General features: G+C 66.6%; 13 protein-coding genes. 7 read left to right on the forward strand and 6 right to left on the reverse strand.

The genetic code is table 11. The features are described from left to right. The first annotated feature begins 100 nt into the window (after positions 1–100). On the forward strand, positions 101–2974 hold the full coding sequence (locus AC2T4A_RS17290) for an ATP-binding protein (protein ID WP_486741321.1): 2874 nt from the start codon (positions 101–103) through the stop codon (positions 2972–2974). A gap of 7 nt (positions 2975–2981) precedes the next feature. Here AC2T4A_RS17290 and AC2T4A_RS17295 read toward each other — a convergent pair whose 3' ends face one another. The 3 genes from AC2T4A_RS17295 to AC2T4A_RS17305 are packed head-to-tail and all read right to left on the reverse strand — an operon-like array spanning position 2982 to position 6882. Then, positions 2982–3668 (reverse strand): response regulator transcription factor, encoded by a 687-nt coding sequence (locus AC2T4A_RS17295; protein WP_486741322.1) that lies wholly within the window; start codon positions 3666–3668, stop codon positions 2982–2984. 32 nt (positions 3669–3700) lie between these two features. Continuing rightward, positions 3701–4072, reverse strand: coding sequence for a response regulator transcription factor (locus AC2T4A_RS17300; RefSeq protein WP_486741323.1), 372 nt, complete (start codon positions 4070–4072; stop codon positions 3701–3703). After that, positions 4072–6882 carry a PAS domain-containing protein gene (locus AC2T4A_RS17305; protein ID WP_486741324.1) on the reverse strand — a complete coding sequence of 937 codons (2811 nt, stop codon included), beginning with the start codon at positions 6880–6882 and terminating at the stop codon, positions 4072–4074. Before AC2T4A_RS17305 ends, AC2T4A_RS17300 begins: the two co-directional genes overlap by 1 nt. 325 nt (positions 6883–7207) lie before the next feature. On the opposite strand from AC2T4A_RS17305, the gene AC2T4A_RS17310 reads away from it, so the two are divergent. The 6 genes from AC2T4A_RS17310 (at position 7208) to alaE (ending at position 12665) form a co-directional block, all read left to right on the forward strand. Continuing rightward, positions 7208–8452, forward strand: a complete 1245-nt coding sequence (locus AC2T4A_RS17310; RefSeq protein ID WP_486743693.1) for an epoxide hydrolase family protein — start codon at positions 7208–7210, stop codon at positions 8450–8452. Positions 8453–8510: 58 nt separating this feature from the next. After that, a complete protein-coding gene (locus AC2T4A_RS17315; RefSeq protein ID WP_486741325.1) occupies positions 8511–9518 on the forward strand; it encodes an alpha/beta fold hydrolase in 1008 nt (335 codons plus the stop codon). A 14-nt stretch (positions 9519–9532) separates the two neighbouring features. Next, positions 9533–10033, forward strand: a complete 501-nt coding sequence (locus AC2T4A_RS17320; protein ID WP_486741326.1) for a cytochrome P460 family protein — start codon at positions 9533–9535, stop codon at positions 10031–10033. A gap of 59 nt (positions 10034–10092) precedes the next feature. After that, positions 10093–10938 carry an oxidoreductase gene (locus AC2T4A_RS17325; protein ID WP_486741328.1) on the forward strand — a complete coding sequence of 282 codons (846 nt, stop codon included), beginning with the start codon at positions 10093–10095 and terminating at the stop codon, positions 10936–10938. A 124-nt stretch (positions 10939–11062) separates the two neighbouring features. Then, the gene (locus tag AC2T4A_RS17330) at positions 11063–11836 is read left to right on the forward strand and encodes an alpha/beta fold hydrolase (protein ID WP_416752244.1); all 774 of its coding nucleotides are present in this window, start codon (positions 11063–11065) and stop codon (positions 11834–11836) included. A gap of 115 nt (positions 11837–11951) precedes the next feature. Next, complete coding sequence (alaE, locus tag AC2T4A_RS17335; RefSeq protein ID WP_486741329.1) at positions 11952–12665, forward strand: L-alanine exporter AlaE; 714 nt, start codon at positions 11952–11954, stop codon at positions 12663–12665. 122 nt (positions 12666–12787) lie between these two features. Here the strand turns inward: alaE and AC2T4A_RS17340 are convergent, their stop codons facing one another. From AC2T4A_RS17340 to AC2T4A_RS17350, 3 genes are all read right to left on the reverse strand, one after another. Then, complete coding sequence (locus tag AC2T4A_RS17340; RefSeq protein WP_486741330.1) at positions 12788–13744, reverse strand: acyl-CoA desaturase; 957 nt, start codon at positions 13742–13744, stop codon at positions 12788–12790. Then, a complete protein-coding gene (locus AC2T4A_RS17345; protein ID WP_478379207.1) occupies positions 13744–14307 on the reverse strand; it encodes a hypothetical protein in 564 nt (187 codons plus the stop codon). The genes AC2T4A_RS17340 and AC2T4A_RS17345 overlap by 1 nt, the downstream gene beginning before the upstream one ends. 208 nt (positions 14308–14515) lie before the next feature. Then, positions 14516–14950: a hypothetical protein gene (locus AC2T4A_RS17350; RefSeq protein WP_486741331.1), complete on the reverse strand. Its 435-nt coding sequence runs from the start codon at positions 14948–14950 to the stop codon at positions 14516–14518. Positions 14951–15135: the final 185 nt, after the last annotated feature.

The following is a 15135-nucleotide window of genomic DNA, read 5'->3' on the forward strand; positions in this document are numbered from 1 at the left end:
AAGGTCACGCCCAAGGCTTGATCGCGCGCTCGAAACTCCTATCCTGCTAGGACTTGCGGGCCAGTCTCGCGCCCACTCCCTTAGTCGGAAGAGACGCCCCGTGGAGTCCGCAGCGGACGATCAGTCCTCCTCACTGAAAGCGCCGATCGAATTCGGCCCGTTCCGGGTCGTCCCCGGCAAGCGCCTGCTCACCCGTGATGCGCAGCCGATGGACATCGGCGGGCGTGCCTTCGACCTGCTGCTCGCCCTGCTGGAAAAGCCCGGCCGCGTGCTCTCCAAGCGTGAGCTGCTCAAGCGCGTGTGGCCCGACATGGTGGTGGAAGAGGGCAGCCTGCGCTTCCACATGACCGGCCTGCGCCGCGCCCTGGGCGACGGCGAAGACGGCGCGCGCTACATCGCCACCCAGGTGGGCGTCGGCTATGCCTTTGTCGCACCGGTGAGCCATGCAAGCGATGCGGCGCCGGCGGTGCTGCCCGTGGCGAGCATGAGCGAAGGCGTCGGCAGTTTGCCGCCGCGGGTGAAGCTGATCGGACGCGAAACCGATGTGCAGATGATCCTGCAGCGCCTGCGCGAACCTCGGCTCTTCACCATCGTCGGCACCGGTGGCGTCGGCAAGACCAGCCTGGCCAACGAGGTAGGCCATCGCCTGGCCGCAGAGCGCCGGCAGGCGGTGCGCTTCATCGACCTGGCGCAGGTCGAGGATGAGCAACTGGTGGCTTCGGCGCTGGCCGCCTCGGTGGGCGTGCCGGTGCAGGCCGAGGACCCGTTGGCAGTGCTGCTGGCTCATCTCAGGGGCCAGGATCTGCTGTTGATCGTCGACAACTGCGAGCACGTGGTCGACGTGGTGTCCGCGCTGGCCGAGCGCATCCGCGACGCCGCTCCCGGCGTCGGCCTGCTTGCCACCAGTCGCGAGCCACTGCGTGCCCGGGACGAAGAAGCACATTGGCTGGGCCCGCTGGATTTCCCGGAAGACCCTCAGGACTTGCCGGTCGAAGCCTTGCTGGAGTTCCCGGCCGTACGGCTGTTCGTCGAGCGCGCGGAGGCCGCCAGTGCCTCGCTGCAACTGCAGGGCGGCGACCCCGGCCTGATTGCCGACATGTGCCGGCGCCTGGGGGGCATGGCGTTGCCCATCGAACTGGCGGCGGTACGGGTGGCGGTCCATGGGGTGAAGGCGACCCATGCGCTGCTGGGAGAGCGATTTTCCCTGGGCTGGTCCGGCCGGCGCACCGCGCAGCCGCGCCACCAGACGTTGCGCGCGATGCTGGACTGGAGCTACGGCCTGCTGTCCGAGAGCGAGCGGTTGGTGTTCGACCGCCTTTCGGTCTTCGTCGGGCCCTTTTCCCAGGAGGCGGCCGCGCAGGTCGTCGCCGACGGCCGGATCGATGCGTTGGAGGCAGCGGCGATCCTCGATGACCTGACGTCGAAGGGTCTGCTGGCAGTGGACCGCAGCGAGTCCGGCGCGGCCTATCGTCTGCTGGAAATGACCCGCGCGTTCGCCCGCGAAAAGGCAGCCTCCCACGGCCACGAAGAGGCCCACGCGCTGGCCTTCCGTCACGCTGCCTATTACCTGTGGCTGCTGCAGCAACTGGGTAGCGAACCCGAGGTGATCTACGAGGGTTGCGTACGCCTGGCCAGCCAGCTGGGCAACGTGCGCAGCGCGCTGGAATGGAGCTTCGGCCCGCAGGGTGACCCCGGCCTGGCGCTGCCGCTGGCGGCGGCCAGCGCGCCGTTGTTCCTGCACTATTCGCTGCAGGTGGAGTGCCGTACCTGGTGTGCGCGTGCCACCCAGTTGCTGGAGCTGGGCTATTTCGGCACGCCCACCGAAATGGAGCTGCAGGCGGCCCTCGGGCTGGTGCTGATGTTCACTCGCGGCAACAGCGAGGCGGCCGGCAAGGCTCTGCTGCGGGCCTTGGAGATCGCGGTGGCGCTGGGCGATCACTGGGCCGAGCTGCGGGTGCTGGGGCGCTTGCAGATATTCTACGAACGCATCGGCGACTTCGCCTCGTCACTGGCGTGGGCGGACCGTGCGGTGCTGGTGGGCGATATCCTCGGCGAGCCGGAGGCGGTGGCGGTGGCTGCCTCGCTCGCCGGCATCTCCCATCACCTGCTGGGTGACCAGGAGCGGGCGCGCGAGGAACTGGAAAAGTCCCTGCGCAACAGCCTGCCCTCGGAGCGCAGCCGCACGCTGCACTATGGCTTCGACCACCACAACCGCACCGGGCTGGCCCTGGCGCGGACGCTCTGGCTGCTCGGTTGCGCCGACCAGTCGCGGCGCTGGGCGGACCAGGTGGAGGCCGAGGCGGCGGAGCTCAATCATCCGGCCACCCATTGCATCGCCCTGGTGTGGACGCTGTGCATCCATATCTGGACCGGTGAGCTGGACAAGGCCGAGCGCAGCCTGGCGACTTTCAGCCGCATTGCCGAGGCCAACGCCTTTGCGCCTTATCAGGCCGCGACGCCAGGGTTGCGTGCGGCCATCGCGATTCGCCGCGAGCAACCCGGTGATGCCGTGCGGCAGCTGGAAGAAAGCCTCACGCGCCTGCACGGCATGCGCTACGAATTGCTGACCACGTCGTTCGAGATCGCCCTGGCCGAGGGTCTTGTCCTCGCCGGCGAATATCGCCGTGCGCTGGGTGTGGCGCGGCGCTGCATCGCGCATTGCCGCAGCAGCGGCGATGCCTATGCATTGCCGGAGTTGATGCGTATCGAAGCGCAGGTCATCGGTGCGCTGGGCGAGGAGGGTGATCAGGCCGTTGAACGTATGCTGCAGGGCTCGCTGGCCATGGCGCGCGAACAGAACGCCCGCGCCTGGGTGTTGCGTTCGAGTCTGGACCTCGCGCGGCTGCGGGTGAAGCAGGGCGACAGGGCAGAAGCGCTGGCGCTGCTGGAGGCCTGCCAACTCGAAGAAGGTGTCGACACGCTGGATGTTCGCCAGCTGGAAGTACTGCGGCGGACACTGGGCGAGAGCGCCTGAGCCGAACTCAGCGGCTCTCGGGCGGTGTGATGGCGAGCGTTGCCGCCATGTTCACCAGGTCCGGCAGCGTGCGCGCCTGCATCTTGCGCATGACCCGGCCGCGGTGCGCTTTCACGGTGATCTCGCTGATGCCCAGGTCGGCCGCTACCTGCTTGTTCAGGCGGCCGGCCACCACCATCTCCAGCACTTCCCGCTCGCGACTGGTGAGCAGGGCATAGGCCTGGCGCAGGACGTCCAGGCGTGACTGCTGGCCGAGCGCGGCGCGACTGTGTTCCAGGGCGTCGGCGATGGCCTGCAATAGCGTGTCGCTGTCGAACGGCTTGGTGAGGAATTCCACCGCGCCGGCTTTCATCGCGCGGACGGTGAGCGGCACGTCACCGTAGCCGGTGATGAAGATGATCGGCATCGCCGGGCGCTTGCCGGCCACGCTGCGCTGCAGGTCGAGGCCATTGAGGTCCGGCAGGTTGACGTCCAGCACCAGGCAGCTGGGCGCTGGGCTCGGGGGCTCGTCGAGGAAGGCGCTGGCGGCGTCGAACAGCGCGGGCTGCCAGCCGGCTGAGCGGATCAGCAGCTCCAGTGACTCGCGCACCGAGATGTCGTCGTCGACCACGTAGACGATGGGTGTCGCCTCAGGCATCGGCAGGGCTTCCGTTCGCGGGGCTTGGCCGGTATGGGCCGGATGGTGATGCAACATGCCATGTCCTCCGAGTGGCGTCGACCGGGCTGTCAGCCGACTGGCAGGGCGGCGCTGAGCGCCTTGAGCAGTTCTGCTTCGCTGAACGGCTTGAGCAGGCAGGCCACCGCTCCCTGGGCGATCAGGCGCGGGCAGGTGGTCGCGTCGCTGTAGGCGGTGATGAAGATGATCGGCACGGGAATCGCGCGCAGGGCCAGTTCCTTCTGCAGTTGCGGCCCGCTCATGCCCGGCATCGACACGTCGAGGATCAGGCAGCGGGTGAGTTGCAGCGCGTCCGAGGCGAGGAAATCCTCCGCCGAGGAGAATGCGCTGACCTCGAAGCCGAACTCGCGCAGCAGGTCCGGCAGGGATTCGCGCACCGATTCGTCGTCATCAACCACCGACACGAGCAGGGGCGTGGCCATCAGCAGATCTCCGTCGGTTGGTCGTGGTTGGATAGCGCCGGCGAGAGCGCCTGCGGCAGCGCGAAGATGAAGGTGGAGCCCGGCCCATCGTGGGTGGTGGCCCAGATCCGGCCGGCGTGGTGCTCGATGATCGAGCGGCTGACCCACAGGCCGATGCCCATGCCTGATCGCTTGGTGCTGAAGAAGGCATCGAACAGGCGGCCCGCGTCCTCCGGCGCGAAGCCCGCGCCGTTGTCGCGCACCGCCAGGAAGATGCTTGCATCCAGATCATGGCCGGTGCTGATGCGCAGCTGGCGGGGGCGGTCCTGCACTTCGCCCAGCGCATCGATGGCGTTGAGGATGAGGTTGAGGATCACCTGTTGCAGTTGCACGCGGTCGCCGCTCACGGTGGGCAGTTCATCCTGCAGCGTCGGCACGACGGTCACGCCGTGGCGCTGCAGTTCGTTGTGCAGCATGGCAATCACTTCCCGCGCGGCTTCGTTGAGGTCGACCTCTTCGCTTACCGCTTCGTGGCGGGCGAACAGGGCGCGCAGTCGCTTGATCACATCCGCCGCGCGGTTGCCGTCGCGGATGGTGCGCCGCGCGGTTTCGCGCGCGCCTTCCAGGTTCGGTGTCTGCGCCCCGAGCATGCGCAGGCAGGTGCTGGCGTTGGTGATGATGCCCGCCAGCGGCTGGTTGACCTCGTGGGCGATCGAAGCCGTCAGCGCGCCCAGGCTGGCGACGCGGGCGACGTGAGCCAGCTCGGCGCGGGTCCGGTGCAGGGTTTCCTCGGCGAGGCGGCGCTGGGTAACGTCCTGCGCGGTGGCGATGTACAGCAGCGCGCCGTCAGCCACGCGAGTGGCCTGGGCGACCAGGTGCACGTGGCGCACGGCGCCGCTGGGAAGCAACAGCCGGTGTTCGTGTTCGAAGTCGCGGCCGGCGCGGCGCTGGTGTTTGAGCATCTCTTCCACTGTGGCGCGGTCGTCGGGATGGATGCGCGAGAAGATCAGCTCGAAGCTCGGCGTCAGGCCGGGCGCAAGGTCGAGCAGCCGGTAGATTTCCTCCGACCAGGCGATCTCGTCGTTGTCCACGCGCCAGGAGAAGGTGCCGGTCAGGCTGATGCGCTGGGCCTTGGCCAGGAACGCTTCGCTCTGGCGCAGCGCCGCCTCGCTGCGGGCACGTTCGATGGCGATGCTGGCGAGGTGGGTGAATTGCGCGATCAGCGCGCGCTGGTTGTCGTCGATCGCCTCGGGCCGGGTGAAATACACCGAGAGGATGCCGCTCACGTCGCCGTCAGTGGACACCACCGGTGTAGCGGCCAGCGCGTGCAGGCCGCAGCCCTGCGCCCGTTGTCGCCAGGCGGGCCAGCGTGTCTCGCCGGCCAGGTCGTCGATCTGCAGCGTGATGTTGTCCAATGCGGCTCGCGCTTGCGGGCTGTTCAGTGCGTCCACTGGCTGGCCATCGGCACCGCCATGCAACGAAGCCGGCAGGTGGGGTGCGGCGCCGGCCTGCAGGCGCAGCGTTGCTTCCGGCAAGCGGCCATGGCGTGGCGCGACCAGGGTGATGGCGCAGCGGCTGTCCTCGAGGTTGGCTTCCACCAGCTCGCACAAGGTTTCCAGCACCTGCGACAGGGCGCAGCCGCCGGCCATCAGGCCGAGCAGGCGCTTCTCGCCGGCCAGCAGCAGCTCGGCGCGCTTGCGCACGTGGATATCGGTGTTGCCGCCGTACCACTTGAGCACGCGGCCGGCTGCGTCGAGCTGCGGCACCGCGCGGATGAGGAACCAGCGGTAGCTGCCGTCGAAGCGTCGCAGCCGCGCCTCGAACTCGCCGGCGCTGCCCGCTTCCAGCAGGCCTTGCCAGTAGACGCCCAGCGCCGGTGCGTCGTCGGGATGCAGGGCGGTCATCCAGCCGGTGCCGGCGGCGTTTTCGGGCGTCATGCCGGTGTAGTCGAACCAGCGCTGGTTGAGGAATTCCACGCTGCCATCGGGATCGGTGCGCCAGACGAAGCCCGGTACGGCGTCGATCAGCGTGCGCAGGCGGTCTTCGGAAACGCTGACTTCTTCCAGTGCACTGGCCAGCGACTTCTGCGCCTGAGCGATCAATACCTGGTCTCGCCGCTGCTCGTCGATGTCCACCTTCAGCACGAACCAGCGCTGGATGCGTCCTGCGTTGTCGCGATGGGGCAGGGCGCGCACGTGGAACCAGCGATAGATGCCGTCTGCGCCGCGCACCCTTTGCTGGAAGTTGTAGGGATCGCCGCTGGCCACCGAGTGCTTCCAGGCGGCCAGCGCGCAGGGCAGGTCGTCGGGGTGGATGGTGTCGGAACTGGTCCAGTGACGCAGCTCCTCGAAGCTGGCGCCCAGGTAGTCGCTGTTGTGCCGGTTGACGCATTCCAGTTCGCCCGCCGGCGTCATCAGCGAGATCAGCGCGGGAATGCTGTCGATCAGATCCTGCGTCTCGCGCGTCACGCTCGTGGGCGGCGGCGCCAGCAGGTCCTCGATATCGATGTTCTGCCCGCACCAGCCGGTGGGTTCGCCGACGTTGTCGCCGAGCGGGCGGGCGCGCAGCAGGAAGCGCCGGTATGTGCCGTCATGCCGGCGCAGGCGCGCTTGCAGGTCATGGGGAATGCCCGACTCGCGAATGACGCTCCAGCCTTGCTGCAACGCCGACAGGTCGTCGGGATGCACCAGCGCCTGCCAGGCATGCTCGCCCAGGGCGTCGAGGCCGCGCCCGGCATAGATACGCCAGGCCTGGTTGACACTTTCCAGGCGACCTTGGGCGCTGGCGGTCCAGGCCATGTCGGGCAGCTTGTCGACGACATCGTTGTGCATACCGGTCTTCTCCCGGCGCTAGCCGTGGGGCGAGCATGCGCCTGGTTGGCGGGGCTGCCAATGATACCTAGGTGTCGGCTGAGGCACCGCAGGTATGTGAGCGAGCACGGCGATACCAAGGTATCGACCGACACCATGGTGCAATCGCGGCACCTCCCGCGCTTTGCTGAGATCGCTGCAGGTCGCCGATCCGTCGGCCAGTGAATCAGGGAGATCGACCATGCCAGCTGTCCCGTTAGCGCCTCACCTTCGTCGCCGCTTCAGCCGTTCGCTCATGGCTACCGCCGTGGGCCTGTTCCTGCTCGGTGATGGCCAGCACCATCTGATGCAGCAAACGTTCGCTGCCACTGCCAGCAATACTGCGCCGGCCGATGAGAGCGTGCGGCCGTTCCGCATCCAGGTGCCGCAGGAGCAACTGGACGATCTGCGTCGGCGCATCGCCGCGACGCGCTGGCCGGACCGCGAGACGGTGAACGATGCCTCCCAGGGCATCCAGCTGGAGAAGGTCCGCGCGCTGGTGGACTACTGGGGCAAGGACTACGACTGGCGCCGTGCCGAGGCAAGACTCAATGCGCTGCCGCAGTTCGTCACCCGCATCGATGGCGTGGATATCCAGTTCATCCACGTGCGTTCGAAAGAGCCGCACGCCATGCCGCTGATCCTCACCCACGGCTGGCCCGGCTCGCCGCTGGAGTTCCTCAAGACCATCGGCCCGCTGACCGATCCGGTGGCCTACGGTGGGCGCGCGGAAGACGCCTTCGACGTGGTGATCCCGGCCATTCCCGGCCACGGTTTCTCCGGCAAGCCGACCGCCACCGGCTGGGGCCCGGACCGGGTGGCCCGTGCGTGGGACGTGCTGATGAAGAGGCTGGGTTACAGCCACTATGTGTCCCAGGGCGGCGACCATGGCTCGGTGATCTCCGATGCCCTTGGCCGACTGGCCCCGGCCGGCCTGCTGGGCATCCATCTGAACATGCCGGCGACGGTGCCGCCGGAGCTGGTCGGACCGATCAACAGCGGCGCTCCGGCGCCCGTCGGGCTGGGCGTCGAGGAGCGCCGCGCGTTCGACGCGCTGAGCACTTTCTTCGGTCGCAACGCCGCCTACGGCGCGATGATGGTGACCCGCCCGCAGACCATCGGCTACTCGCTGGCTGATTCACCCGCCGGCATGGCCGCCTGGATGTACGAGAAGTTCGCCGCCTGGACCGACAGCGGCGGCGAGCCCGAGCGCGTGCTGAGCCGCGACGAGATGCTCGACGATATCTCGCTCTACTGGCTGACCAATACCGGCGCTTCCTCCTCGCGCTTCTACTGGGAAAACAACAACAACAACTTCAGCGCCACCGCGCAGAAGACCGCGCAGATCAAGGTACCAGTGGCCATCACGGTGTTCCCCGGCGAGATCTACCGCGCGCCGAAGAGCTGGGCGCAACGTGCCTATCCGTCGCTGGACTACTTCCATGCGGTGGACAAGGGCGGCCACTTCGCCGCCTGGGAACAGCCGCAATTGTTCAGCGAGGAACTGCGCGAAGCGTTTCGCCCGCTGCGAACCCAATTGAACACCCCCTGAACCCCGCCGGCTGCCGGCACCCACCGGGCAGGCCAGGGGCCTGCCATGGAGAACCGTGATGACTCTGTTCAAGCACTCGCTCCTCAGCGCCTCGGCGCTGGCCATCGTTGTTGCGCAATTTACCGCCTGCTCGCTGGCGCAAGCCGCCACGGCGCCGGCGTCTGACCCGTCCTTCGGCCCGCTCAAGCATGTCAACGCCGGCCTGCTCAACGTCGCTTACGCCGAAGCCGGCCCGGCAGATGGCCCGGTGGTGATCCTGCTGCACGGCTGGCCGTACGACATCCACAGCTACAGCGAAGTGGCGCCGCAGTTGGCCGCCAAGGGCTACCACGTGCTGATTCCCTACGCCCGCGGCTACGGCCAGACGCGCTTCCTCTCCGCTTCCACGAAGCGCAATGGCGAGCCGGCCGCGCTGGCGGTGGATGTCATCGACTTCATGGACGCGCTGAAGATCAAGAGCGCGGTGCTTGCCGGCTACGACTGGGGCGCGCGCTCGGCGGACATCGTCGCGGCGCTCTGGCCGGAACGGGTGAAGGCGCTGGTGTCGGTCAGCGGTTACCTGATCGGCAGCCAGGAAGCGGGCAAGGCGCCGCTGCCGCCGGCCGCCGAGCTGCAGTGGTGGTACCAGTTCTACTTCGCCACCGAGCGCGGCAAGGCCGGCTACGACAAGTACCGCCATGAGTTCGCCAAGCTGATCTGGCAACTGGCTTCGCCGCAGTGGAAGTTCGACGACGCCACCTTCGAACGCAGCGCGCAGGCTCTGGACAACCCCGACCAGGGGCCGATCGCCATTCACAACTACCGCTGGCGCCTGAACCTGGCCGAAGGCGAGGCGCGTTACGCGGAGCTGGAGAAGAAGCTGGCCGCATTCCCGACCATCAAGGTGCCGACCATCACCCTCGAAGGCGACGCCAACGGCGCGCCGCACCCGCCGGCAGATGCCTACGCCAAGCGCTTCAGCGGCAAGTACGAGTACCGCCTGATCAGCGGCGGCATCGGCCACAACCTGCCGCAGGAGGCGCCGGACGCCTTCGTCAAGGCCGTGATCGACGCCGATCATCTGTGAGCCGGAGAGCCGCCATGACCAACGCATTAAAAGCGTTGCATCGCATTGCCCTGGCCGGCTTCGCCTTGCTGGTGACGGCGGGCGCCAGGGCCGAAGGGGATGCCTCGCCGATCTACGGTGTGCGCATGCCTGAGGGGTACCGCAACTGGCAACTGGTGGCGCCCGCCCAGGAGGCGGAGCCGCTGAATGAACTGCGCGCGGTGCTGGGCAATGACATCGCCATGAAGGCCTATCGGGCGGGCACCTTGCCGTTCCCCGATGGCAGCGTGCTGGCCAAGCTCGCCTGGAAGCACGTGCAGTCGCCGGAGTTCGAACCGGCGTCGATTCCCGGCGCCGCTACCACCGTGCAGTTCATGGTCAAGGACTCGAAGAAGTACGCGGCCACCGGCGGCTGGGGTTTCGCCCGCTTCATCGACGGCAAGCCCGCCGATGAAGCACAGCACCAGACCTGCCTGGCCTGCCACCAGGCGCGGGTGAAGGACCACGACCTGGTCTTCACCCGCTACGCACCCTGAGAGCTGCACTTTGAGCGCTACACCTTGAGCGCTACACCTTGAGAGACGTGGAGGTTCCCATGAACCAACGATGGCTGATCACCGGTTGCTCCCGCGGGCTGGGCCGTGCGCTCGCCGAAGCGGTGCTGCAGGCCGGGCACCGCCTGCTCGCCACCGCACGCGACCCGGACGCTCTGGCGGACCTAGCCCGGCTCTACCCGCAGACATTGCGTCTGGCGTCCCTGGACGTCACCGACCCGGCAGCGGCGCAGGACGCCGTGGCGCAGATGGTGGAGGAGTTCGGCGGGCTCGACGTGCTGGTCAACAACGCCGGCTACGGCAACGTCAATTCGGTGGAAGACACGCCGCTGGAGGAGTTCCGCCGGCAGATCGAGACCAATCTGTTCGGCACCATCATCGTCACCAAGGCAGCGATTCCGCTCCTGCGCCGTCAGCGTAGCGGGCACATCATCCAGCTGTCGTCGGTAGGCGGGCGCATCGGCGCGCCGGGGCGCGCACCCTATTCGGCGGCGAAGTGGGGCGTGGAAGGCTTTTCCGAAGTGCTCGCGCGAGAAATGGCGCAAGTCGGCGTGCGAGTGACCATCATCGAGCCCGGCGGTTTGCGCACCGACTTCGCCGGCGCCTCGACGAGGCTCTCCGAAGGGCGTTTCGAGTACGACGCCGTGGTGGGCGCCGTGGCGCGCCGGCAGCGGGCCTACGACGGCAGCCAGCCGGGCGATCCGCAGCGTGCCGCGCAGGCGATCCTTGCGGTGGCCTGGATGGACCGTCCGCCGTTGCGCCTGGCTCTGGGCAGCGATGCGCTGCTGGCCATCGAGAACGCCGACAAGGCGCGCCTGGCAGAGCTGCGCCTGTGGCGCGAGTTGAGCGAGTCCAGCGATTTTCCCCGCACCCCGACAGCCCTGTAGGAGCGAGCTTGCTCGCGAACCCGCTTCGCGCCGGAACGCCCGGTGGTATGTGTTCGCGAGCAAGCTCGCTCCTACAAGAGCAATACCAGCTCCACCCCCCCCCCCCCGACTCAGGAGAACCATGATGAACAAAACCCTCACCGCCCTGGCGCTCGCCAGCGGCCTGCTGGCCGGCAGCGCTTTCGCGGCTCCGGTGAAACCGACGGTGGTGCTGGTGCACGGCGCCTTCGCCGATGCGTCCAGCTGGAACGGCGTGACCCGTATCCTGGAAAAAGACGGCTACAAGGTGATCGCCGCCGCCAACCCACTGCGCGGCGTGGCCAGCGACGGCGCCTACATCGGCAACATCGTCGGCAGTGTCAAGGGGCCGGTGGTGCTCGTGGGCCATTCCTACGGCGGCAACGTGATCAGTGCCGCAGCCAGCGATCGGCCCAACGTCAAGGCATTGGTCTATGTCGCCGCCTTCGCCCCGCAGAAGGGCGAGAGCGCCGCGGAGCTGGCCGGCAAGTTCCCCGGCAGCACCCTCGGCCCGACCCTGGCCGCGCCGGTAGCGCTGGCCGATGGCGGCAAGGACCTGTACATCCTGCAGGACAAGTTCCATGACCAGTTCGCCGCGGATGTCCCCGCCGGTGAAGCCGCGCTGATGGCGGCGGCGCAGCGACCGGTCACCGAGGCTGCGCTGAACGAGAAGGCAGGCGCGGCCGCCTGGACGGCCATTCCCTCGTGGTTCGTCTATGGCGATCAGGACCGCAACATACCGCCGCAGGCCATGGCTTTCATGGCGCAGCGCGCCCACGCGAAGGGAGTCGAGGTGGTCGGTGGCGCTTCCCATGTCGTCATGGTCTCGCACCCCGAGGCGGTCGCACGCTCCATCGAGCAGGCCGCCACGGGGTATTGATCGGCGAAGAGTGGGTTGTGCGCCGGGGGCTGACGATCCAACGGGCCTGCACCGCCAGCGATAGCGAGCGCAATGTCCCTGCCGTGCCAGTGGCGTCATCTGCTGTGCGCTGGGCATGGCCAGAGTCATGCGTGGCGCCACCTGGACTCGCCAGGCCGCTGCCTTGCCGGGCGGCCTTCCCAGGCCATCCATCGCGCATCCCGATGCAAAAGCGGGAGCTTTCGGCCTCTGGCGGACTCTCACTTCCATGTCGCCCATCAGGGTCGTTCAGCCGGCCATGGCTCACAGCGACGACGCACGGTTGCCCAAGGCGCTATTGGCCCGACAGGTTTTGGCTTCCTGGTCGAGCCTGGACAGGAGATGTGATTTGCCGCAACGCTCGCCCCCCAATACGCGTCGGACTGCATTCCTTGCCGACACGACCGCGCTGATCCTGTTCTTCACCACGACCGGGATAATCAATGAGCGCTTTCTGGCTGGTATGGCCTGGGACAAGGTGCTCCATGCTCGACTTCTGGGCGCTGTGCTGATGGTTCCAGTCGCCAGGCCATACGGCCTATGGCGGGATTGGGTGATGAAGCGGGCCACTCAACGTCGGATGTCCAGATTGCTATGGGACAGTATTGCTCTCCTGAGTTTCCAGGTGCCCATCTACGCGGCGATCATTGCCAGCAGCGGGGTATCCGGAGAAGGCCTGGTGCGCGGTACGCTCGGCGCTGCGGCGATGATGCTCATTCTGGGCAGACCGTATGGCGCCTTTCTCAACTGGATACGCAAGCTCTTCGGGCTGCCTGCCGGTGGCGATAAACCCATGTTGCTGAACAGTTGAACGGCTGTTATCCGCTCGGCCGTTATTGCCGAGGCATACCCTTCTAGCGTGACATTGGCCTGCCGTTGCGCTGGTCGGTGGTGGCCGGACGAACTTACACAGCCCCCTGGCGCGAGCGCCGCTCAATCCTCGCGGCACAGGACGCATTCAGCGCCTGCTTTCATGGCGGTGATCCCTTCTCGGGGCGGCAGGTTGCTCGGCACATTGACATCCCAGGCGAGGCCCAGACGCTGCAGGACCTGGATGAAGTGCCAGCCCAGGTCGATCTGGCCGGGGTAAAGCCCGTGGCGCGCCGAGGCAGGAAACGCGTGGTGATTGTTGTGCCAGCTTTCGCCAAAGGTTGGAATGGCGGCAATTGGTACATCGTGGGCCTGCACTCCGGCGCCATCTACCTGCCAGGTCTGAGGACCCCGGGTATGCGCGAAGTAGGAGATGAACCAGTGCATGGTTGTGCAGGCCGCAACGCGGACCGACACGCCCCATACCAGCCAGGGCATGCCGCCGATCAGGTACAGGACGATCGCGATGGGAAACTGCTGGAGCATCCAGGTTCTTTCGAGGAACCGGTAGAAGTGGTCATTGGCGATATCCGGACCCGGATTGAAGCCCGGCGGGTGGTCGAGCACGAGCTTGCAGTGCAGGTTGTACCAGGCGTCCTTGAGCAAGCCCTGGCGGTGGGCAAGGAAGTCGTGGCATGCGGGCTGGCGCTGCGACCAGTCGCGAGTGTCGTGCGTGCGGATGGTCCATAGCGGGCCGCCGATACCGACGATCGTCCCCATCCACACCAGGACCCGTTCGGTGGTTTTCGAGCACTTGAAGCTGCGGTGAATCAGGCGCCGATGAAAGCCCACGGAATGGCCGGCGCACAGGGTGGCCGCACTGAGCGCGAGGAAGACCAGGAACGCGCCCCAACTGAAGTAGACGGGGGCGAGGAGCAGCGCGCTGGTGAAGATGAAACTGTTCCAGAGCGAGCGCCACCTGTCCCAGACAATGGTTCCGGTCAACGGGCTGGCCCCATTGTCCAGCACCAGCGAATTGACTTTGTATGCGCCGGAGGCGGCTCCTGCGTGGCTGGACATCAGAAGGTCTCCGCCAGGGCAAGGATGAGGGCGATCAGCGGCAGCGCGATCACGCTTGCCGAACAGGCAACAAGGGCCAGGTACTCGAAGTAATGTCTGGGAGTCGCAATGACAGGGCCGGGCGGCAGTATCTCGGCGCGGACCTCAGCCACTCTCCGTTCAAGCAGTTCCGCATAGGAGTAGCCGCGGTACAGCGTTTGGCTGTACTTGCCGCGCACAAAGGCCGAGAAGCTGCGCCTGGGAATGGTGCAGGTGCCCAAGCTGACGAGCGGAAGACAAAACAGTGTGCTGAACGGGTTGGGGTAGCGGCCAGCAGCAAACTCCCACGCAGCCATTTCGAACTCGCCCGTTGGGCGAAACGGGTAGCCGGTGAGGACATGGTGGATGTCATGGAAGGGTAGGGCCCGGCGGCGCCACTCGAAATTCGGCAGGTAGACCTTCAAGTCGCGGCACCCCACGGGCGACCAGCGTTTGGCGTCGATTCCCCCGTCGCCCGGGAATCCATGCTGACTGTAGAACTGCGCAACGGCGTCTTTGAGTGAAACATCCGGATCGACGTCCATGTCGCCTGACTCCTTTCAGGTTCGCGATGTCCTTGCATGCCACACAGGTCTGACGGCGCGGGCGAGCTTGGATGTGAAGCTGGCATCCCCTGGCTGCGCCACTGTGCGCAACGAGGCAGCCGGAGTATGGACGATTTGAATGAGCTTTGAGCTTTTGGATGCTCGGGGTTTACTTCCGACCCTTAGCGGACGCCCGCATCGACGACAGTCAGCGCGCTAGCTTTGGCTTTCGCCACCAGGAAATGAAGCGCAAGACATCGCTTTTCAACAGCAGGGTCAGTGCCAGCAGGCAGGCCAACATCAGAGACAGCCCCTCAACGAGAATGGCTGGATTGCTTTCCTGGTGACTGTGCATGCGACCGAGCTGGTTGACGACGGTGGATGCAAACAACTGAGCGGGGAAGCACAGCAGGATCGCACAAACACGCCGCACCCAGACATGCAGCCGGTTCAAACGAGCTGGGATAACGGCCGGAAGCCAAGCAGGAAGACTGAACGTGACGCCTATCCCTATCCAGATAGCAATGGCGATCCGCGAAGACTGTGGCTCCACAGCAAAAGCGAACGTTACGCCATGGAGTGCGAAAGAGCCCCCAATGACGCATGCGAGTAGCAGTAAGGTGATTCGGGCTGAGTTGGACATGTCTCTACCGACCAGCGAGAAGCGGTGATAAGTCGGGGAGTGAAGCACAGGTGCGATCCCTGCGCTGTGTTCAACGTCCGCTCCTGGCCGCACGCTGTTCATGATGCGAGGTAGGTGCTGACCTACCGCGGGTACCCGGAAGCTGCAATTTCTGTATCTGGCCCTTCGACAGTACACAATCATTT

The sequence above is a fragment of the Pseudomonas sp. PVC-3-1 genome (genome assembly GCF_057444315.1).